Genomic DNA, 19,356 nt, shown 5'->3' on the forward strand with positions numbered 1-19,356 from the left:
GTCAGGTGACTGTAGGGCAACGGCCCCCCGCCCGGAAGGGCGAGGGGCCGTTGCTGTGGGGTCTGTGGGTGCGGCGCCGCTGCGGGGGCTCCGCCCCCGAGCCCCCGCGCCTCAAACGCCGGCGAGGCTGAAACCTAGCCGCGCTGGATGCCCGAGGTGTCGTTCAGGACGCCGCGGCGGCCGTCCTGGGTCTGGGCGACCAGGGCGGACGGGCCGCGCTGCTCGACGGCCAGGTACCAGGTGCCCGGGGCGAGTTCGGCGATCTGGGTCGGGGAGCCGTCCTCGGCGAAGAGGGGGCGGGCCACCGGGACCGCGAACCAGAACGGGGCGAAGTCCGCCGCCGGGGCGGGCGCCGGGGTCGGCTGGGCCGCGTCCTGCGGACCCGGGGCCGGGTTGGGCGTACCGCCGTACGGCGGGGCCGGCTGCGGGGTGTTGCCGTAGGGCTGCGGCTGCTGCCCGCCCGGGTACCCGTACCCGGCGCCCGGCTGGGGCTGGCCCCCGTACGGCGGGACGGCGGCGGGCCGCGGCTCCGGGACCAGCTGGCCGGCCAGCGCCGGGATCTTCGCGCCGGCGACGGCCACACCGGCCAGGGCCAGCGTGGCGAGGAAGGCGAGGATGGCGCCCGCGCCGATGTCGATCGTGCTCGGGCAGGTGATCAGCGACCACAGCGCCGACCACGCGGCCGACACGGCGAGCACGGTGCCCCACGCCGCCAGGGGCAGGCCGAGCACCTTGCGGGTCTCCGGCTGGAAGCGGCCCGCGATGAGCAGACCGGCGGCGATGAAGCCGAGCAGGAAGACGCTGGGGAGCACCAGGCGGTAGGCGTCGGTGTCCCACGCGCTCGGCAGGTCGCCACCGGTGGTGGAGTAGAAATCGAGGAACGAGGCGATGAACAGCAGCGCCGCTGCTCCGATCACCACGCCGTCGCCTCGAGTGAGGGAGCGGATGTTCACGTCTTAGGTGTCCTTCTCGGTCTCGGTCGTCTCGTGGTGCTGCCGCGGTCGCAGCGTGCCTGCAGCGGGGCGGGCGGCACCATGGTACGGATCTCTCCGGCGGCCGAGAGGATCGGGGCGTCGGGTGGTCCCACCGGGAGCCCCGGAGGGACTCCCGCTTGGACTACCCGCCGAGGAAGCCGACGATGCCGTCCGCGATGCCCTGGGCCGCCTTCTGCCGCCACTCCGGACTCGTCAGCTGCGCCGCGTCCTTGGCGTCACGCATGTTGCCGCATTCGATGAACACCTTGGGCTGGGTTGACAGGTTCAGTCCTCCGAGATCGTCCCGGATGACCAAACCGGTGCCGCTTCCGAGGTAGTTGGCGGGGGAGGAACCGGTGGTCCGGGCGAAGTTCGAGGCGATCCGCTCGCCGAGCCGCCGGGACGGCCCGACGATGGGCGCGGTGTCGGCGGCGCCGCCCTTGACCTCGGCGGGGAGGATGATGTGGAAGCCGCGGTTGCCGGCGGAGACGCCGTCGGCGTGGACGGAGACGACGGCGTCGGCCTTGGCCTCGTTGCCGATACGGGCCCGCTCGTCGATGCAGGGGCCCCAGGCGCGGTCGGCGGCCTCGTGGGTGAGGACCACCTTCAGGCCCTTGGCCTCCAGGAGGGCGCGGGCGCGGACCGACACGTCCATCGTGAACTCCGCCTCCATGTAGCCGGAGTTGGTGGTGGTGCCGGTGGTGTCGCACTCCTTGAGGTTCGTGCCGATGTCGACCTGGCGCTCGATCTCGTCGGTGTGGTCGAAGTTGCCCGTGTTGTGGCCGGGGTCGATGACGACGGTACGGCCGGTGAGGGGGCCCTTGGCGGGGGCGGCCGGGGCCGCCGGGGACGCCGGGGACGCGGCGGATGTGGCCGGGGCGGCGTTCGACGCGGCCGCCGGCTTGGCGTCTCGGGCGTCCGGCCCGGCCCCGGTCAGCACCTGGGTCAGGACCCAGCCGGCCAGGGCGGTGGGCGCCAGCGCGGCGACCGCGATGACGAGGGTGGAGCGGCGCGTGAACCAGGGCCGGTGGTCCGGCCCGGCCGACGCGGCGGCTTCGGGGCGTGGGGGGCTGTCGTCGTTGCGCACGCGGCCGAGCCTATGTCGGCGGGGCTCGGAGGGTACGGATCGTGGGCCATCCGGGGGCGTGGTGTGCTTATCGGATGTATGCGGAGGGTCCTGGCCGAGCGCCACTGCCGGGGCTCCGCCCCGGACCCTCCCCCAGACTCCGTCGGGGGGACCCGGGATCGGGGCTGGGCCCTACGGGCGACCCGAGCTCGTGCGGCGCAGGACGCGGAGGGAGTCGGTGACCGAGACCTCCTCGAAGGCGCCGGAGGCGAGGGCGCGGAGGTAGACGCGGTACGGGGCCTGGCCGCCGTCGGCCGGGTCCGGGAACACGTCGTGGATGACGAGCGTCCCGCCGGGGGCGAGGTGTGGGGCCCAGCCCTCGTAGTCGGCGGTGGCGTGCTCGTCGGTGTGGCCGCCGTCGATGAAGACGAACCCGAGCGGGCCGCCCCAGGCGGCGGCGACCTGCGGGGAGCGGCCGACGATCGCGATCACGTGGTCCTCCAGGCCGGCCCGGTGGAGGGTCCGGCGGAAGGTGGGCAGCGTGTCCATCAGGCCGATCTCCGGGTCCACGACCGTCGGGTCGTGGTACTCCCACCCCGGCTGCTGCTCCTCGCTGCCCCGGTGGTGGTCGACGGTGATGGCCGGCACCCCGGCCTCGCGGGCGGCGTCGGCGAGCAGGATGGTGGAGCGCCCGCAGTACGTGCCGACTTCGAGGAGCGGGAGCCCGAGCGCGGCGGCCTGCGCGGCCGCCTCGTAGAGCGCGAGCCCTTCCCGTACGGGCATGAACCCCTTGGCGGCCTCGAAGGCGGCGAGGGTCTCCGGCTTGGGGGTGGCGGCCATGGGTTCCTCCTGAGCTGCGGGTGGTCGGCCGCCCATGCTGCCTTACCGCCGAGTAGCAGGCCAGGGCGGGTTCGGGTTTTCGGGGGCCGGGCCCCTGCCGGGCCCCTGCGGGGTGCTCGGCGGTTCGGTTTCCGGTGCGGCGCCGTTGCGGGGGCTCCGCCCCCGTGCCCCGCTCCTCAAACGCCGGAGGGGCTGGAATTGGCCCGCCTGAGTGCCCAGGTGCGGCTCAGAGAGCGGGGCTCTGCCCCGTGCCCCGCTCCTCAAGCGCCGGAGGGGCTGGATTTTGGCTGAGCAGCGCTCGCATGTGCCGCCCAGTGGGCAATTTCAGCCTGCCCGGCGTTTGAGGACCGGGTCCGGGCGGAGCCCGGGGAACCGGGGAAGGGACCGCCCCGCCCAGCGGGGCCCACCCGGGGGCCGGGTGGGTCCCGTGCGAAAGCCCCGGCGGGCCCGCTCAGAGGCCGAAGCGGCCGGACAGGCCGCCGCTCCCGTCGCCCCGTTGCTCATCGCGCCCCGCCCGGCCGAGGCCGAAGCGGTGGGACAGGCCGCCGGTGCCGTCGGCCCGCCGCTGGTCGCGCAGCGCGCGGCGGAAGTCCGACCGGATGTCGGAGACCTCCTGGGCCAGCCACCGCGTGCCCGCCAGGAACGGCAGCCGGTGCAGCAGCAGGTTCATGTGCGCCAGAGCGCTCGCGGGATCCCCCGCCTCCCCAATGCTGCGCAGCACCCGGTACGCCACCTCTGGATCGCCGTGCTCCGCCAGCTCCGCGAGGTCCGGGAAGAGCCGCCAGTACAGCGGTGCGGCCCCCGCGAAGTCACCGAGCAGCCAGGCATCGTGCGCCAGCCGCCTCCGTACGTCCAGCAGCACCGGACTGTCGGCACTCAGCGCCCATTCCAGGTCGGGCAGCAGCGGCCCCAGCCAGGCCCGCTCGCTCTCCGCGCGCTCAGCGGTGCGCGCGTCCCACTGCCCGTCGCGGACACCGGCACCCCGGTGCATGGCGGACGCCAGGTGGTAGCGGGCCGTCAGCGTGACGATGGCGTGCGTGCCGAACGCCCGCGCCGCCTGCTCGATGACCTCGCTCAGCTCCTCCTCGTACCGGCGGCCGTCACCCGGACCGAAGGCCGCGGCCTCGCCCACGTACGCGGCCCGCGCGGTGATGGTGTCCGGGTGTTCCAGCCCCAGGACGCGCACCATCCTGGGCAGGATCCGCTCCAGCTCCGTCACGGACCGCCCCCGCACCCGCATCGCGCGGTGGTACGCGGCGCGCACCGTGAGCGGGTCGTGCGCGCCGAGCTCCTCCGCCAGGTCGGCCGCCAGCATCCCGAGCCGGTCCTCGACGTCGGCCGGGCCCGCCTCCAGCAACTGCGCCAGCCTGCGCCCCAGCATGGTGCGGACCGGGTCGCCGGCCCCGGCGTGCACGGTGGGGGAGTAGGACGGCGGGGGCGGGTAGGGGGTCGACGGCACGGTCAGCGGCGCCGTCACCGGTGCGGCCTCCGGCCGGGGGCCGCCGGAGTCCACAGCCCCGCCCCCGGCGATCTCCGCCAGCCGACGGGACACCTCGGCCGCGCTCGCGGGCCGCTCGCGCGGGTCCTTGGCGAGCAGGTCGAGTACGAGGGAATCGAGCGCGGCCGGCAGATCCGCTCGCAGACCGCTGGGCGCGGGCGGCTGCGTGGTGAGGTGCTGGGCGAGCAGCTCGTGCATCTCCCGGGCGGCGAAGGGCCGGCTACCGGTCAGCAGCTCCATGAGTACGCAGCCCAGGGCGTACAGGTCGGCCCGGCCGTCGACCGGCACGCCGTTCGCGCCGCCCGTCCACCGCTCGGGCGCCATGTACGGGAACGAGCCGATGATCATGCCGGTCGCCGTCAGCTCCGTACCGGGTCCGCCATGGGCCTTGGCGATGCCGAAGTCGAGCACCTTCGTCACCCCGCTCCCGGTCACCATCACATTGGCCGGCTTGATGTCCCGGTGGACGATCCCGGCCTCGTGGGCGGCCCCGAGCGCGTCCGCGATCCGCGCCGCCCAGCCCAGGGCGTCCGCGAGCGGCGGCACCCCGTCCTCCAGGAGCTCGGCCAGGCTCCGGCCCTGGAGCAGCTCCATGACGAGGAAGACCGCACTGCGCCCGGCCCGTTCGGTACGGCCGAAGTCGTGGATGGTGGCGATGTTGGGATGCGCGAGGTTCCCGGCGAGGCTGGCCTCCCGTTCGAACCGGCGAGTCTCCTCGGGTGTCTGTGGATACCCGATCTTGACGGCGACCTGGCGGCCCACCCGGCTGTCCTCGGCCCGCCACACCTCGCCGAAGCCGCCCTGCCCGAGCAACTCCTGCAGCGAGTAACGGCCTTCGATCAGTTCCAGTTCCCCCACGCAGAGCATTATCGCCGAGTGCGGGGAGCCGTGGCTCAGCGTGTTACGCGTCGTCGCATTCGAACCACACCGTCTTGCCGGTGGGGCTCGGCTCCGTGCCCCAGCGGTCGGTGACCGCCTCGACCAGGAGCAGCCCCCGGCCGCCCTCCGCGCGTACGTCGCCTCCCCGGGCGACGCGGGGCGGCCGCGGGCACCGGTCGGCCACCTCGACCCGCAGCCCTTCCGGCCGCCGCAGGATGAGTACGGTGCACTGCCGCCCGGGCACGTGCCGTACGACGTTGGCGACCAGCTCGGTCAGCGCCAGCTCGGCGCCGTCGGCCAGCGCGGGCAGGCCCCAGCGGTCGAGGAACATCCGCAGGATGCGCCGCATGTGCCGGGCCGAGTGCTCACCGACGGTGAAGCCCATGCGGTAGCTGGCGCCAATTTCCGCCGGAGAGCGGTCAGTTGCGTGATTCATGTCACCAGCGTGGAGCGGCGTGGTTACGCTCGGCTACAGACCGAAACGAACGCCGCACGGCGTGAACTTGGGGGTGACCTCCTCATGGTCAACATCCGCGAGCTCGATCCCAGCGCATCGCCGCTGGACTACTACGGTGCGGAGCTGCGCCGCCTGAGAGAGGAGGCGAACCTGAAGCAGGGGGCTCTGGGCGGCATCATCTTCTGCGCGGCCTCCCTGATCGGTCAGATCGAGACGGCCAGGAAAGTGCCGACCCGGGAGTTCTCGGAACGGCTCGACGCCGCGCTGGGGACGGGCGGTGTCTTCTCCCGGCTGGTGGGGTTGGTGCTGCGCAGCCAGCTGCCGAGTTGGTTCCAGCCGTACGCGGAGATGGAGGCGAAGGCCGCGTACATCTCCACGTTCCAGCCGCAGTTGATCTATGGGCTGCTGCAGACGAAAGAGTACGCGCGGGCCGTGCTGGGCGTACGAACCGAGGGGGACCTCGATGCGAAGGTGGCTGCCCGGATGGAGCGCCAGCGCATCCTCGACCGCGAGAACCCACCGCTGATGTGGGTGGTGATGAGTGAGGCCGCGCTCTCTCAGGAGATCGGCGGTCGGGAGGTCATGCGGAGCCAACTCGCCCATTTGTTGGCTCTGCAGGAGCGGGAGTGGGTGAAGGTGCAGATCCTGCCCTTCGAGGTTGGCGCACATGCCGGATTGATGGGCTCGTTTAATCTCCTGCGGTTCGACGACGACCCGGACATCCTCTATACCGAGGACTTCATCCAAGGGCATATGACGGCCAATCCACAGGCTCTCAGGGAGGGTTCGTTCCGTTACGATCACCTGCGAGCCGCCGCCCTCTCCGTGGAGGAATCGGCGGCACGGATCGCCCGTGTAATGGAGGAACGCTATGGACACCATCCAGAACCTGACGGGCGCGCTGTGGCGTAAGTCTTCGTACAGCGGTGACACCGGCGGTGATTGCGTCGAGTGCGCCCCGCTTGGGGCCGTCGCCTGGCGTAAGTCCACGTATAGCGGGACCACTGGCGGCGACTGCGTCGAAGTTGCGACCCAGCCCGCCCAGATCGCCGTCCGTGACTCCAAGAACCCCGGCGGCCCCGCCTTCACCGTGAGCCCCATCGCCTTCACCGCCTTCGTGAGGGCCCTCTCCGCGTAATCCCCCTTACCCTGAGGCGAGTTCGGCCGACCACAGGGGATCTACGGGGGAACGGGACGCATGGATGAGGACGACAACGTCGACGGCGGCATAAAACCGCTCGCCGCGACGGATCCGAGCCGGATCGGGCCGTACCTGCTGCTCGGGCGGCTCGGTGCCGGCGGTATGGGGCGGGTGTTCCTGGCCCGGTCCGAGGGCGGGCGTACCGTCGCCGTGAAGGTGGTGCACGAGGAGCACGTCTCGAACGCGCAGTTCCGGGCCCGGTTCCGCCGCGAGATCGACGCGGCCCGGCGCGTCGGCGAGCGGTACACCGCGCCCGTCATCGACGCGGACCCCGACGCCGAGCGGCCCTGGGTGGCGACGGGGTACGTGCCCGGGCTCTCGCTGGAGCAGATCGTGCGCCGGCACGGCCCGCTGCCCGCCGACTCCGTACACGCCCTCGCCGAGGGGCTGTTGCGGGCGCTGAAGGACATCCACGAGGCCGGGATCGTGCACCGCGACCTCAAGCCGTCGAACGTGATGCTGACGGTCGAGGGCATCCGCGTGATCGACTTCGGCATCTCGCGCGCCCTGGAGACCTCCGTCGAGTCGCTGCTGACCAGCACCGGCATGGTCGTCGGTTCGCCCGGGTTCATGTCGCCCGAGCAGGTCCGAGGGCAGCGCGCGGGGGTGAAGAGCGATGTGTTCACGCTCGGCTGTGTCCTGACGTACGCGGCCACCGGCCGGCTGCCCTTCGGGGCCGGGGCCAGCAACCAGCACGCGGTGATGTTCCAGATCGTGGAGGCCGAGCCGGAGCTGGAGCGGGTGCGGGACGAGGGCCTGCGGGCGTTCATCCGCCGCTGCCTGGTCAAGGACGCCGACGAACGGCCTGGCGTGGAGGAGCTGCTGGAGGACCCGGATCGGGTCCGTCCGGCGGCGCTCGGCGGGGCGTGGCTGCCGCCCGGGGTGGTGGCGCGCCTCGCCCAGCAGGCGGCGCGGCTGCTCGACGCGGAGGCGGCGCCGCCGGAGCGGGAGGAGGCCGTCCTGGAGGTCACAGACCGGGCGACGCTCGGGCTGCGGCCGAAGGAGGGCTCCGCAGAGCCGGTGGTCGCCGCGGTGGCGGGGCCGGTGGCCGGGGCCGACACCTCCGAGAGCGAGCGGCGGCGCCGCAAGCGGCCGTGGACCGTCGCGGTCCCGGTCGTCTTCGTGCTCGGCATCGGCGGCGGCACGGTGGCCCTGATCCAGCCGTTCGGCGGTGGCACGACGCCGCCGCAGGCGTCGCCCCCGGCGAGCAGTGCGCCCGTGACGCCGGGCGCGGGCGGCGCCCCCTCCGCGGCGAGCGGTTCTCCGAGCGCGGGCGCGCAGAGCCCGCAGAGTCCCGGCGGCGCGCCGGACGGCGGACAGGTCGGCGGCGCCGCGCAGGGCGCCGCGGCAGGCGCGGGAACGCCCGGCGGCGGCTCCGGTTCCCCCGGCGGCAACACCGGCACCGGCAGCAGCGCCACCACGGGCAGCGGCGCGGGCCCCGCCGCCGGAGGCAACGGCGCCGGCACCGGCACCGGCACCGGGCCCACCCCTGGAGGCGGCGGCTCGCCGAGCGGCGGGGGCTCGCCGAGCGGTGGCGGCTCGCCCAGCGGTGGCGGCTCGTCCGGCGGCGACGCGGTCCCGGCGTACTTCGTCGGTACCTGGGCCTACAAGGGGTCGTTCAACCTCGGCCAGCCGGACACGGTGACCGTCACCCGCAGCGGGGCCGTCCGCCTGGTCTCCGACCAGATGGGCCACTGTGAGTGGATGGCCAAGGTGGTGTCGGTGATCGGCGGTACCAAGATCAACGTCAGTGCGGGGACGGAGGACAAGAGCGTGTCCACCGGCCAGTTCTGCGGGACGCTCGACCCGTCGTTCTTCACCAAGAGCGAGCCGAAGGGGCTCCAGCACAACGTGGGGCCGTCGCACGGCGACGGGTACTACTACGAACGGTCCTGACCCTCCGGCCCGCTCGGTAAGATCCCTCCCCGTACCGGGGGAGGGACGGGGCGGAATGCAGGACATGGGCCTGCTCGGTCCGACGCACGTGGGGCCGTTCCGGGTCCTCGCCGTGCTCGGACAGGGCGGTATGGGACGGGTGTTGCTCGGGGCGGCGCCCGACGGGCGGCTGGTCGCGGTCAAGCAGGTGCACGCCGAGCTGGCCGAGGACGACGGGTTCCGGGCGCGGTTCCGGCGGGAGGTGGACGCCTCGCGCCGGGTGTCCGGGGCCTATACGGCGGCCGTGATGGACGCCGATCCGGACGCGCCGACCCCCTGGCTGGCCTCGCAGTTCGTGCCGGGGCCCTCGCTCGGCGAGGCCCTGGACGCGGGCGGGCCGCTGCCCGAGCCCGCCGTGCGGCTGCTCGCGGCCGGGCTGGCGCAGGCACTGGTCGACGTGCACCGGGCCGGGCTGATCCACCGCGACCTCAAGCCGTCCAACGTGCTGCTCGCCGAGGACGGCGTACGGGTCATCGACTTCGGCATCGTGCGCGCCGTCGGGGAACAGACCCGCATCACGCACACCGGCGCGCTGATCGGGTCGCCCGCGTTCATGTCGCCCGAGCAGATCCTGGGGCGTGAACTGACCCCGGCGAGTGACGTGTTCGCCCTCGGGGCCACGCTGGTCATGGCCTGTACGGGGCAGGCTCCCTTCTCGGCGCCCTCCGTGCCGCGCCTGCTCCACGAGGTCGTGAACGCGGAGCCCGACCTGGGTGCCGTTCCGGCGGGGCTGCGCGAGGTCGTCGCGCGCTGCCTGGCCAAGGACCCGGCCGCGCGGCCGTCCCCGCAGGAGCTGCCGGCCCTGGTCGGCCGGGTGGAGCCCTCGGCGCGGCCCTGGCCGGACGCGGTGAACGGGCTGATCGCCGGGCAGCGGGCCGAGATCGCCGCGTTGTCGGAGATGCCCGTACCGCCCTCCAAGGCACCCCGGCGGCGGCGGAGTTGGAAGGTCCGGTCGCTGGTGGGGGTGGCCCTCGTGGCCGCGCTGGTGGGCGGCCTGCTGACGGTCGGGCGACCGCTGGTCCAGGAGGTCTACTTCCTGGTCGTGCCCGAGGACGTCCCGTTGCCGGGCGGCGTGCCGCTGGCGCAGGTACAGGACAAGTACACGGGGAAGGTGCCGGCGACCTGCGAGGAGATCGTCGGCAAGGTGACGGTGCCGCCCGCATTCGACCCGCCCCGGGGGAACGGCCGCTCCGAGGGGACGCGTGACTGGGAGGCGGACTCGGTGAACTTCTGCGTGTGGAACAGCCGGTCCGGCGACGAGATCTACCTGGGCTGGGACCTCTACCTGGCCCAGCCGGGCGGCAAGACCGGGGCCGAGCGCGCGAAGAGCCGCCACGAGGGCCTGTGGATCCGCGGACTCACCAAGCGGGATCCCGCCATCGGGTTCGCGGAGGAGGCCTTCTGGAAGCCGCCGCGCAAGGCGAGTGACAGCAACTGCGTGCTGTACGTACGGGACGTCAATCTGGACATCTTCGTCTCCGTGCAGGGCAAGGCCCATCCCCCGGGGCAGTGCGAGTCCGTCGCGAAGGACCTCGCCCGGTCCGGGATGACGGTGGTGGCCAAGCGATGACGCTGAGGCAGCTCAGGGAGTCCGATCCGGCCGCCCTCGGACCGTACCGCCTCCTCGCCGAGCTCGGCCGGGGCGGCATGGGCCGCGTCCTGCTGGGCGCCGCGCCGGACGGGCGGCTCGCCGCCGTCAAGCAGGTGCACGACCGGCTCGCCGCCGACGACGGGTTCCGGGCCCGGTTCCGGCGCGAGGTCGCCGCCTCGCAGAAGGTGTCCGGCGCCTACACGGCGGCCGTGATGGCAGCCGACCCGGACGCGCCGACGCCGTGGCTCGCCTCGGTGTACGTGGCCGGGCCCTCGCTCGGCGCCGCCGTGGAGGGCGCCGGCGCCCTGCCCGAGGAGACCGTACGGCGCCTCGCGGCGGGCCTGGCGTCCGCGCTGGTCGAGATCCACCGGGCGGGGCTCGTGCACCGCGACCTGAAGCCCGACAACGTACTGCTCGCCGCGGACGGCGTACGGGTCATCGACTTCGGTATCGCGCGGATCGCGGAGGGCGGGGCCGACGCCGCCGAACTGACGCAGAGCGGACTGGTGGTCGGCTCGCCCGCCTACATGTCGCCCGAGCAGGCCGAGGGGAAGGAACTGACCCCGGCGAGCGACGTGTTCTCGCTCGGCTCGGTCCTGGCCATGGCCGCCACGGGCAGCAGCCCCTTCGCGGCACCCTCCACGCTGCTGACCCTCTACAACCTCGTCCACGCCGCCCCGGAGCTGGGCGCCCTCCCGCCGGGGCTGCGCGGCATCGTCGAGTGGTGCCTGGCCAAGGACCCGGCGGCCCGGCCGACCCCGGCGCAAGTGCTCGGCGCCATCGGCCCGGTGGGCACGGCGGACCGGCCGTGGCCGCCCGCCGTGCACCGCATGGTCACGGCGCGGCAGGCGGAGATCGCCCGGCTGCTCGGCGATCCGGAACGCACCGTCGTGCACCCTCTCCGCGCACCGGCGCCCGTGGCCCCGCCGACCGCCGTGGTCACCCGGCTGGACGCGGCCGCGCCGCGCGGGCGTCCGGGCCGGCGGACCGCCGCCTGGGTGGCGGGCGGGGTGCTCGCCACGGCTGCCATCGGCGGTGGGGCGTACGCCTGGTGGCGGGACGGTGGTGAGCAGTCGGCCGCCGGACCCGCCGACAAGTACGCGGCGATGCCGATCTGTGCGGAGGCGGCGGGGAAGCTGCCGCTGCCGGAGCGGAGGAAGGACAGGGACGGCTACGACCAGCGGACCGACAGCGCGAAGACGAGCTGCGAGTGGTACGGGGCGTCGTGGGAAGCGGCGGACGGCAAGGTCGTCCATCCGTCACGGCCGGACGCGATCGTCACGTGGGAGCTGCAGCGCAGCGATCCGAGGAAGGGCAACGGGACGGAGCGGGCGCGAAAGGACTTCGGCGAGGGGAGGTCCGAGACGGGTTTGGGAGTGGGTGACGCCGCGTACTGGGGCGCCCCGGACACTTACTACGAGATCGCCTGCACGCTCAACGTGCGGGACGGCAACCTGGTGGTGTCGGTGGTCCTCGGCGACCAGAAGTATCCGGAGGCCGCCGGGTGCGAGTCGAAGGCCAAGGACATCGCGCGCGCCGCGGTGGCGGCCATGCCGGTATGAGCGGGGGCGGAATGGAAGAGTTGGGGCCGGGGTTCTCCGGGCCGAAGCGGGTGGGGCCGTTCGACGTGCTCGGTGTGCTGGGGCAGGGCGGTATGGGCCGGGTGCTGCTGGCGGCCGGACCGGACGGGCGGCTCGTCGCCGTCAAACAGGTGCTCGCGCACTACGCCGACGACGAGGGCTTCCGGGCCCGCTTCCGGCGTGAGGTCACCGCTTCGCGCAAGGTGTCCGGCGCGTACACGGCGGCCGTGATCGACGCCGACGCGGACGCCGCGACGCCGTGGCTGGCCTCGGTGTTCGTGGCCGGGCCGTCGCTGGGGGCCGTCGTCGAGGCGGTGGGGGTGCTGCCGGAGGACGTCGTACGGCGCCTCGCGGCGGGTCTGGCGTCCGCGCTGACGGAGATCCACCGGGCGGGGCTGGTGCACCGGGACTTGAAACCGGACAACGTGCTGCTCGCGGAGGACGGGGTACGGGTCATCGACCTGGGCATCGCGCGGGTGACGGAGGCGGAGGCCGAGGGGGATACCGGGCTGACGCGGACCGGGTGGGTCGTGGGCTCGCCCGCGTACATGTCGCCCGAGCAGGCCGAGGGCAAGCCGCTGACGGCTGCCAGTGATGTGTTCTCGCTCGGCTCGGTGCTGGTCATGGCGATGACGGGCCGTAGTCCGTTCGTCGGGTCCTCCGCCCTGCGGACGCTGTTCGACGTGGTGCATGCGGAGCCGGACCTGAGCGGGGTCCCTGCGGGGCTGCGGGAGGTTGTTGCCGGGTGCCTGGCCAAGGACCCGGCGGACCGGCCGACCCCTTCGCGGTTGCGGGAGCTGATCGGGCCGGTTGCCCCGGCGGGGCGGCAGTGGCCGGCTGCGGTGTACGGGATGCTCGCGGAGCAGCGGGCGGGGATCGACCGGCTGCTGGACGGCCGCCCGGCCGCCCCTGCGGCGCCGCTGCCGGGGGCCGACCCCCGGACCCCCGCTCCTCAAACGCCGGAGGGGCTGGATGTGCCCCGCCCCGGTACGCAGGTGCAGGCACAGGATCGGGGCTCCGCCCCGCGCCCCGCTCCTCAAACGCCGGAGGGGCTGGATTCGCCGGGGCCGGAACGCAGCCCGTGGCGTAGTCCGCGGCGGATCGCGGCGCTGGTGGCCGCCGGGGTGCTGGTCGTGGCCGGGACCGGGGTCGCGCTGTACGTGCGGGGCCGGGTCATGGCTCCCGACACGTACACGGGCGTTCCGACCTGTAAGGCGGCGTCGGGGAAGGTGCCGCTGGCGTTCGGGTCGCCGGCCCAGGACACCCGGTCCGAGACTCCCGAGAGGGTGCAGGCGAGCTGTAACTGGGACGGGCTGCACACCGCCGCGTCGCCGGCCGGGCAGGTCCGGTGGGACCTGAGCCTCGGCGGGGACGCGGACGGCAACGCCGCCACGCAGAAGCGGCGGTTCCAGGTGGAGGCGATCAGCCAGAGGGAGGCGCCCCGCCTCGGGTTCGGCGCCGAGGGGTACTGGGGCACCCCCACTGCCGACTGGAGCTGCGTCCTGTCCGTCCGAGAGGGCAATCTCTCCGTCTGGGTCGGCCTCCAGGCCAAGCCGTACGCGAAGGGCGACTGTGAGACGAAGGCGAAGGAGGTGGCCCGCGCCGCGCTGAAGGCCGCGAGCCGCTGATCCGTCAGTGCCCCGAAGAACACGTTCCAATCTGACCTTCCGTCAGATTGGAACGTGTTCTAGTCTGCGCGCATGGGCATCGGAATCACGCAAGAACAGCGGGAGTTGGCCGAGGCGGTGCGCGGCTGGGTGGCGCGCGCCGTGCCGCCCGAAGAGGTGCGCAAGCTGCTCGACACCCCGCCGCAGACCGGCTCGCGGCCCGCCTACTGGGACGCGATGACCGCGCAGGGGCTGCTGGAGCCGCACCTCGACGGCGGGACCCTCCTCGACCTGGCCGTCGTCGTCGAGGAGGCGGGCCGGGCGGCGCTGCCCGGGGCGTACCTGCCGAGCGCGCTGGCCTCCGTACTGCTGGACCGGGCCGGGGCCGAACCGCTCGACGGCCGGGTCGGGGCCGTGGCGCTGGGGCCCGGGACCCTGACCGCCGTCGCCGTCGAGGGCGGCGGGCACCTGCTCGACGGGGTCGCGCCCCCGGTGCTCGGCGCCGGCGAGGCCGAGCTCGTGCTGCTCGCCGCGGAGGCCGCGCACGGCACCCGCTGGTTCGCCGTGGACGCGGCCGCGCTGGACATCCGTACGCAGGAGAGCGCCGACCCGACCCGGCCCACCGCCGAGGTGCGGGCCCGCGGGGTCGCCGTGGGGCCCGGGCGGCTGCTGGAGCTGGACGCCGCGCTCGTACGGGACCTGGCCTGCACGCTCTTCGCCGCCGACGCCTGCGGCACCGCCGCGTGGGCCCTGCAGACCGCTGCCGAGTACGCGAAGGTGCGCGAGCAGTTCGGGCGGCCCATCGGGCAGTTCCAGGGCGTCAAGCACCTGTGCGCCGACATGCTGGTCCGGCTGGAACAGGCCCGCGCGCTCGCCTGGGACGCCGCCCAGGCCATGGACGAGCCCGCCGAGGTGCGCTCCCTGGTCGCCGCCCTCGCCGCCGGGACCGCGCTCGACGCCGCCTACTCCTGCGCCAAGGACTGCATCCAGATCCTCGGCGGCATCGGCTTCACCTGGGAGCACGACGCCCACATCCACCTGCGCAGGGCCCTGGTCGCCCGCCAGCTGCTCGGGCCCGGGGACGGCCACCGCGTACGGGCCGTGCGGCTCGCGGCGGCGGGTGCGCGGCGCGAGCTCCGGCTGGAACTGCCCTCGGAGGCCGAGGCGCACCGGGCGAAGGCCCGTACGGCCATCGAGGACGCCCGCGGGCTCGACCCGGTGGCCGCCCGCCGGATCCTGGCCCCCACCGGCTACGCGGCCCCCTACCTGCCGCCCCCCTACGGCCTGGGCGCCGGGCCCGTCGAGCAGCTCGTCGTCCAGCAGGAGCTGCGGCGGGCCGGGGTCAAGGTCGCCGACCTCGGGATCGCCACCTGGGTCGTGCCCTCGCTGATCGCCTACGGGACGGACGCGCAGCGGGAGGTGTACGTCCTGCCGACCCTGCGCGGGGACGTCACCTGGTGCCAGCTCTTCTCCGAACCGGGGGCGGGCTCGGACCTGGCCTCGCTGCGGACCAGGGCGGAGCGCGCGCAGGACGGCTCCTGGAAGGTCAACGGGCAGAAGGTGTGGACGAGTTCCGCGCACAGCGCCGACTACGGGATCCTGCTCGCCCGCACGGACCCGGCCGCGCCCAAGCACAAGGGGCTCGGCTACTTCGTCGTCGACATGAGGAACACCCCCGGCATCGACATCCGGCCGCTCAAGGAGATCACCGGGGAGGCCCTCTTCAACGAGGTCTACTTCGACGACGTCCGGCTCCCGGCGGACGCGCTCGTCGGGGCGGCCGACGGCGGCTGGAAGGTGGCCCGCAACACCCTCGGCAACGAGCGGGTCCACATGGCCGACCAGATGACCTTCGACACTCCCCCTGGGCCTGGCGGCCCGGGAGGTACCCCCAGCCTGGAAGCCCTCCTCGCCCGTTCCGCCGACCTCGACGGCGCCTATCGGGCGCGCATCGGGGCGCTCACCGCCGAGGCGCACGCGCTGGCCTGCATCGGGCTGCGCACCACGCTCCAGCAGGTGTCGGGGCTGGAGCCGGGCGCGGGCGCGTCCGTACGCAAGCTCGTCCAGACCCCGCACCAGCAGCGGACCGCCGAGCTCGCGCTCGAACTGCTGGGGCCGGCGGGCGCGGTACGGGAGGGGGCGGGGGAGCGGGCGGTGCACGGGATGCTCATGTCCCGCTGCCTGACCATCGCCGGGGGCACCACGCAGGTCCAGCTCAACGTCGTCGCCGAGCGGATCCTCGGCCTTCCCAGGGACTGAAGGGACACCAGGGGCATGAAGTCGTACATCGTGGGCGTCGGCATGACGAAGTTCGAGAAGCCGGAGTCGCGGGACTGGCAGTACTGGGACATGGCGAAGGAGGCCGGGAGCGCGGCGCTCGCGGACGCGGGGGTGGACTACGGGCTGGTCGAGCAGGTGCCGGTCGGGTACTGCTTCCAGGCCTCCACGGCCGGGCAGCGGGCGGCGTACGAGCTGGGGCTGAGCGGCGTCCCGGTCTACAACGTGAACAACAACTGCGCGACCGGTTCGACGGCGCTGATGATGGCGCGGCAGTTCGTGGAGGGCGGGATCAACGACTGCGTGCTGGCGCTCGGCTTCGAGAAGATGAAGCGCGGCGCGCTGGGCGGGGGCGCGGACGGCGGCGACTTCAAGACGTCCCCGGTGGCCCGCCATTACGGCATCATGGCGGCGGGCCACGGCTTCGAGATGTCCCCGCCCACGGCGCAGATCTTCGGGAACGCGGCGCGCGAGCACATGGAGCGTTACGGGACCACGGCCGCGCAGCTGGCGGCGGTCGGCGCCAAGAACCACAAGCACTCGGCGAACAACCCGAACGCGCAGTTCCAGGACGTGTACTCGGTCGAGGAGATCCTGGCGGCGAAGGAGATCCACTCCCCGCTGACCAAGCTGCAGTGCTCGCCGACGTCGGACGGGGCGGCGGCCGCGCTGGTGGTGTCGGAGCGGTTCGTGGTCCGGCACGGCCTGCACGACAAGGCGGTCGAGATCGTCGCTCAGTCGATGACGACGGACACGGAGGAGTCCTTCTCCTCGGGCTCGTGCATCGACGTGGTCGGCAAGCCGATGTCGGCGGCGGCCGGGCGGCAGGTCTTCGAGGCGTCGGGCCTGGGCATCGAGGACGTCGACGTGATCGAGCTGCACGACTGCTTCTCCATCAACGAACTGCTCACGTACGAGGCGCTCGGCATGTGCGAGGACGGCGCCGCCGGGAAGCTGGTGGAGAGCGGGGCCACCACCTACGGCGGCCGATGGGTGGTCAACCCCTCCGGGGGCCTGATCTCCAAGGGCCACCCTCTGGGCGCGACGGGCCTGGCCCAGGCCGCGGAACTGGTTTGGCAACTCCGCGCCGAGGCCGGCCCCCGCCAAGTCCCCGGCGCCCGGGTGGGCCTCGCCCACAACATCGGCCTGGGCGGCGCGGCGGTGGTCACCCTGCTCCGCAAGTAGCCCCCCCGGCGCCGTCCCCTGGGGCTCCGCCCCAGACCCCGCGCCTCAAACGCCGGCGGGGCTGGATTTGACCGCCGTGGCCGGGTTGTGTGCGGCTCAAACATCGGGGCTCCGCCCCGGACCCCGCGCCTCAATCGCAGGCGGGGCTGGATTTTCCCGCTCTGAGGCCGCGCGTGCGGGTACAAGATCGGGGCTCTGCCCCGGACCCGCTCCGCAAACGACGGAGCCCTGAATCTTGTAGCCGCACCGGCGTACCTGGGCGGCGAAAAATCAGCTCGCCGGCGTTTGAGGCGTGGGGGTGCGGGGGCGGAGCCCCCGGAGCGGCGCCGCGCTCGAACGCTCAGAGGCGGAAGACTCCGCGCCAGGTCCAGCCCGCGGCGAGCACCGCATCGCGGAGGGGGGACTTCACCCGGGTGGAGCTGAAGGAGGACGTCTCCGTCAGGCGGCGGCGGCCGTCCGGGTCCCGCTCCACCGTCCACTGCGTGGAGAGCGAGGTCAACGGGCCTCGGGAGTACTTGAGGCCCTTGCCGTTGAAGGACCGCTCGCCGTCCTCCAACCGCTCCCACTTCTCGTCCAGCGTGCGAACCTCCCGCTTCGCGGGGACGAGGCGCAGCAGGGTCTGCCCCCGCCGCGGATGCCACGGGCCTGGCGGGATCCGCCACACCGCCACCAGGTCGGCGCCCTCCTTCGGCGTGCCCTCGCGCAGCGTGAACTGCACGTCCGGGCCGTCGAGCGCGAGCAGCGCGGCCCGGACTTCCATGGTGGGCAGGGGCCGGACACCGGCCTCGGGGTGCCTCGTACCGGTCAGCTTGTCGAAAAGGCCCATCGGGTCAAAGTACCTACCGGCTCACCCTCACCCCAGGCCCGGGTCCACCACCGTCTCGCCCATCGACGCCCGGCGGATCGCGTCGGCCAGCTCCTCGACCGGCCCGTCCCGCACCACCAGTCCCGCCGCGCCCGCGCCCAGCGCCGCGTCCAGCAGGCCCGGAGGGGCCGAGCCCGTCAGCACCAGGACCCGGCACTCGGGGTCGTCCGCCAGCACGGCCGTCACGGAGGCGACCTCCTCGACCAGCGCCACCACCGGCCGCGCCGTCAGCTCCCGTACGACCTCGAGGTCGGGCTGGAGGCCGAGCTGGAGCGCCAGAGCCGGGTTCTGCGGATCCAGCAGGACGCGCAGGGCACGGGCCTGGCGGTGTTCCACGGGCATTTCGTCCACCCGGAAAGCCTATCTGACGTGAAGTCAGGAGTCTTCCCAACTGCTGGGGCGTGCGTTATACATTCCCTCACCGGTCCTAGAACGCGTTCTAAAACCGGTCCGCATGCGACCTCGGTGCGGCCGACGGTGCGGACGGCCGCACCGAGGTCTTCCAAAGAACCAGAGAAACCCAAGGAGCAGCATCCTCATGCCGATCGATGCCGCCAGGGCCCTCGCCGCCGACCCCCGCCAGGGGGACATCGGCTGGGACCACAAGGACATCCAGCTCTACCACCTCGGCCTCGGCGCCGGACTGCCCGCCACCGACCCCGACGAGCTGCGCTACACCCTGGAGTCCAAGCTCCACGTCCTCCCCAGCTTCGCGACCGTCGCAGGCGCCGGCATGGCCATGCTGGGCGGCCTCTCCGCGCCCGGGATCGACGTGAACCTCGCCGCCGTCCTGCACGGAGGCCACTCCATCGAGCTGCACCGGCCCATCCCCGTCAAGGGGCAGGCCACCTCCAGTTCCAAGGTCGCCGCCGTCTACGACAAGGGCAAGGCGGCCGTCATCGTGCTGCGCTCCGAGGTCGCGGACGCCGACGGGCCGCTGTGGACCAGCGACGCGCAGATCTTCGTACGGGGCGAGGGCGGCTTCGGCGGCGAGCGCGGCCCCTCCGCCAAGGAGGAGCTGCCCGAGCGCGCCCCCGACCGCACCGAGGAGCGGCGCATCCGCGAGGACCAGGCGCTCCTCTACCGCCTCTCCGGCGACTGGAACCCGCTGCACGCCGACCCCGAGTTCGCCAAGATGGCCGGCTTCGACCAGCCGATCCTGCACGGCCTGTGCTCGTACGGCATGACCCTGAAGGCCGTCGTCGACACCGTCCTCGACGGGGACGTGTCCCGGGTCCGCGCCTACCGCACGCGCTTCGCCGGGATCGTCTTCCCGGGCGAGACGCTGCGCATCCGGATGTGGCAGGAGCCCGGCCGCGTCCTGGTGTCGGTGACCGCCGTCGAACGGGACGACGCGCCGGTCCTCGCCGACACCGTCGTCGAACACGCGTAATCCACCCT

At 73.6% G+C, this 19,356-nt stretch carries 16 protein-coding genes; 9 read left to right on the forward strand and 7 right to left on the reverse strand.

The features are described from left to right. Positions 1-134: 134 nt before the first annotated feature. From ACGFYU_RS13225 to ACGFYU_RS13245, 5 genes are all read right to left on the reverse strand, one after another. Positions 135-953: a hypothetical protein gene (locus ACGFYU_RS13225; RefSeq protein WP_393827377.1), complete on the reverse strand. Its 819-nt coding sequence runs from the start codon at positions 951-953 to the stop codon at positions 135-137. Positions 954-1,116: 163 nt separating this feature from the next. After that, positions 1,117-2,061 carry an N-acetylmuramoyl-L-alanine amidase gene (locus tag ACGFYU_RS13230; protein WP_393827378.1) on the reverse strand — a complete coding sequence of 315 codons (945 nt, stop codon included), beginning with the start codon at positions 2,059-2,061 and terminating at the stop codon, positions 1,117-1,119. Between the two features lie 171 nt (positions 2,062-2,232). Next, a complete protein-coding gene (locus tag ACGFYU_RS13235; protein WP_393827379.1) occupies positions 2,233-2,880 on the reverse strand; it encodes a class I SAM-dependent methyltransferase in 648 nt (215 codons plus the stop codon). 451 nt (positions 2,881-3,331) lie between these two features. After that, entirely contained in the window at positions 3,332-5,236 is a 1,905-nt protein-coding gene (locus tag ACGFYU_RS13240) for a protein kinase (RefSeq protein WP_393827380.1), read from the reverse strand. 43 nt (positions 5,237-5,279) lie between these two features. Next, positions 5,280-5,693, reverse strand: coding sequence for an ATP-binding protein (locus ACGFYU_RS13245; RefSeq protein WP_393827381.1), 414 nt, complete (start codon positions 5,691-5,693; stop codon positions 5,280-5,282). Between the two features lie 84 nt (positions 5,694-5,777). Here ACGFYU_RS13245 and ACGFYU_RS13250 point away from each other — a divergent pair, with 84 nt between their 5' ends. From ACGFYU_RS13250 to ACGFYU_RS13285, 8 genes are all read left to right on the forward strand, one after another. Then, on the forward strand, positions 5,778-6,626 hold the full coding sequence (locus tag ACGFYU_RS13250) for a helix-turn-helix domain-containing protein (protein ID WP_393827382.1): 849 nt from the start codon (positions 5,778-5,780) through the stop codon (positions 6,624-6,626). Continuing rightward, complete coding sequence (locus ACGFYU_RS13255) at positions 6,586-6,852, forward strand: DUF397 domain-containing protein (protein ID WP_393827383.1); 267 nt, start codon at positions 6,586-6,588, stop codon at positions 6,850-6,852. Before ACGFYU_RS13250 ends, ACGFYU_RS13255 begins: the two co-directional genes overlap by 41 nt. 60 nt (positions 6,853-6,912) lie before the next feature. Then, positions 6,913-8,811, forward strand: a complete 1,899-nt coding sequence (locus ACGFYU_RS13260) for a serine/threonine-protein kinase (protein WP_393827384.1) — start codon at positions 6,913-6,915, stop codon at positions 8,809-8,811. 55 nt (positions 8,812-8,866) lie between these two features. After that, entirely contained in the window at positions 8,867-10,420 is a 1,554-nt protein-coding gene (locus ACGFYU_RS13265; protein WP_393827385.1) for a protein kinase, read from the forward strand. Then, a complete protein-coding gene (locus ACGFYU_RS13270) occupies positions 10,417-12,003 on the forward strand; it encodes a serine/threonine-protein kinase (RefSeq protein ID WP_393827386.1) in 1,587 nt (528 codons plus the stop codon). Before ACGFYU_RS13265 ends, ACGFYU_RS13270 begins: the two co-directional genes overlap by 4 nt. A gap of 11 nt (positions 12,004-12,014) precedes the next feature. Next, positions 12,015-13,649 carry a protein kinase gene (locus ACGFYU_RS13275; protein WP_393827387.1) on the forward strand — a complete coding sequence of 545 codons (1,635 nt, stop codon included), beginning with the start codon at positions 12,015-12,017 and terminating at the stop codon, positions 13,647-13,649. Between the two features lie 72 nt (positions 13,650-13,721). Then, entirely contained in the window at positions 13,722-15,887 is a 2,166-nt protein-coding gene (locus ACGFYU_RS13280; protein WP_393827388.1) for an acyl-CoA dehydrogenase, read from the forward strand. 15 nt (positions 15,888-15,902) lie between these two features. Continuing rightward, positions 15,903-17,090 carry a lipid-transfer protein gene (locus ACGFYU_RS13285; protein WP_393827389.1) on the forward strand — a complete coding sequence of 396 codons (1,188 nt, stop codon included), beginning with the start codon at positions 15,903-15,905 and terminating at the stop codon, positions 17,088-17,090. Positions 17,091-17,430: 340 nt separating this feature from the next. Here ACGFYU_RS13285 and ACGFYU_RS13290 read toward each other — a convergent pair whose 3' ends face one another. Then, positions 17,431-17,916, reverse strand: a complete 486-nt coding sequence (locus ACGFYU_RS13290) for a hypothetical protein (RefSeq protein WP_393827390.1) — start codon at positions 17,914-17,916, stop codon at positions 17,431-17,433. 27 nt (positions 17,917-17,943) lie between these two features. Further along, entirely contained in the window at positions 17,944-18,297 is a 354-nt protein-coding gene (locus tag ACGFYU_RS13295) for a DNA-binding response regulator (protein WP_393827481.1), read from the reverse strand. 196 nt (positions 18,298-18,493) lie between these two features. Between ACGFYU_RS13295 and ACGFYU_RS13300 the strand changes: the two genes are divergently transcribed. Further along, positions 18,494-19,348 carry a MaoC/PaaZ C-terminal domain-containing protein gene (locus ACGFYU_RS13300; RefSeq protein ID WP_393827391.1) on the forward strand — a complete coding sequence of 285 codons (855 nt, stop codon included), beginning with the start codon at positions 18,494-18,496 and terminating at the stop codon, positions 19,346-19,348. Positions 19,349-19,356 lie beyond the last annotated feature (8 nt).

The sequence above is a fragment of the Streptomyces sp. NPDC048337 genome (assembly GCF_043201175.1).
Taxonomy (GTDB): domain Bacteria; phylum Actinomycetota; class Actinomycetes; order Streptomycetales; family Streptomycetaceae; genus Streptomyces.

Coding starts and splice junctions, on each gene's coding strand:
- ACGFYU_RS13260 (WP_393827384.1), top strand. CDS start 6,913: ATGGATGAGGACGACAACGTCGACGGCGGCATAAAACCGCTCGCCGCG.
- ACGFYU_RS13290 (WP_393827390.1), bottom strand. CDS start 17,916: ATGGGCCTTTTCGACAAGCTGACCGGTACGAGGCACCCCGAGGCCGGT.
- ACGFYU_RS13280 (WP_393827388.1), top strand. CDS start 13,722: ATGGGCATCGGAATCACGCAAGAACAGCGGGAGTTGGCCGAGGCGGTG.
- ACGFYU_RS13275 (WP_393827387.1), top strand. CDS start 12,015: ATGGAAGAGTTGGGGCCGGGGTTCTCCGGGCCGAAGCGGGTGGGGCCG.
- ACGFYU_RS13250 (WP_393827382.1), top strand. CDS start 5,778: ATGGTCAACATCCGCGAGCTCGATCCCAGCGCATCGCCGCTGGACTAC.
- ACGFYU_RS13265 (WP_393827385.1), top strand. CDS start 8,867: ATGCAGGACATGGGCCTGCTCGGTCCGACGCACGTGGGGCCGTTCCGG.
- ACGFYU_RS13235 (WP_393827379.1), bottom strand. CDS start 2,880: ATGGCCGCCACCCCCAAGCCGGAGACCCTCGCCGCCTTCGAGGCCGCC.
- ACGFYU_RS13300 (WP_393827391.1), top strand. CDS start 18,494: ATGCCGATCGATGCCGCCAGGGCCCTCGCCGCCGACCCCCGCCAGGGG.
- ACGFYU_RS13255 (WP_393827383.1), top strand. CDS start 6,586: ATGGACACCATCCAGAACCTGACGGGCGCGCTGTGGCGTAAGTCTTCG.
- ACGFYU_RS13245 (WP_393827381.1), bottom strand. CDS start 5,693: ATGAATCACGCAACTGACCGCTCTCCGGCGGAAATTGGCGCCAGCTAC.
- ACGFYU_RS13285 (WP_393827389.1), top strand. CDS start 15,903: ATGAAGTCGTACATCGTGGGCGTCGGCATGACGAAGTTCGAGAAGCCG.
- ACGFYU_RS13295 (WP_393827481.1), bottom strand. CDS start 18,297: ATGCCCGTGGAACACCGCCAGGCCCGTGCCCTGCGCGTCCTGCTGGAT.
- ACGFYU_RS13270 (WP_393827386.1), top strand. CDS start 10,417: ATGACGCTGAGGCAGCTCAGGGAGTCCGATCCGGCCGCCCTCGGACCG.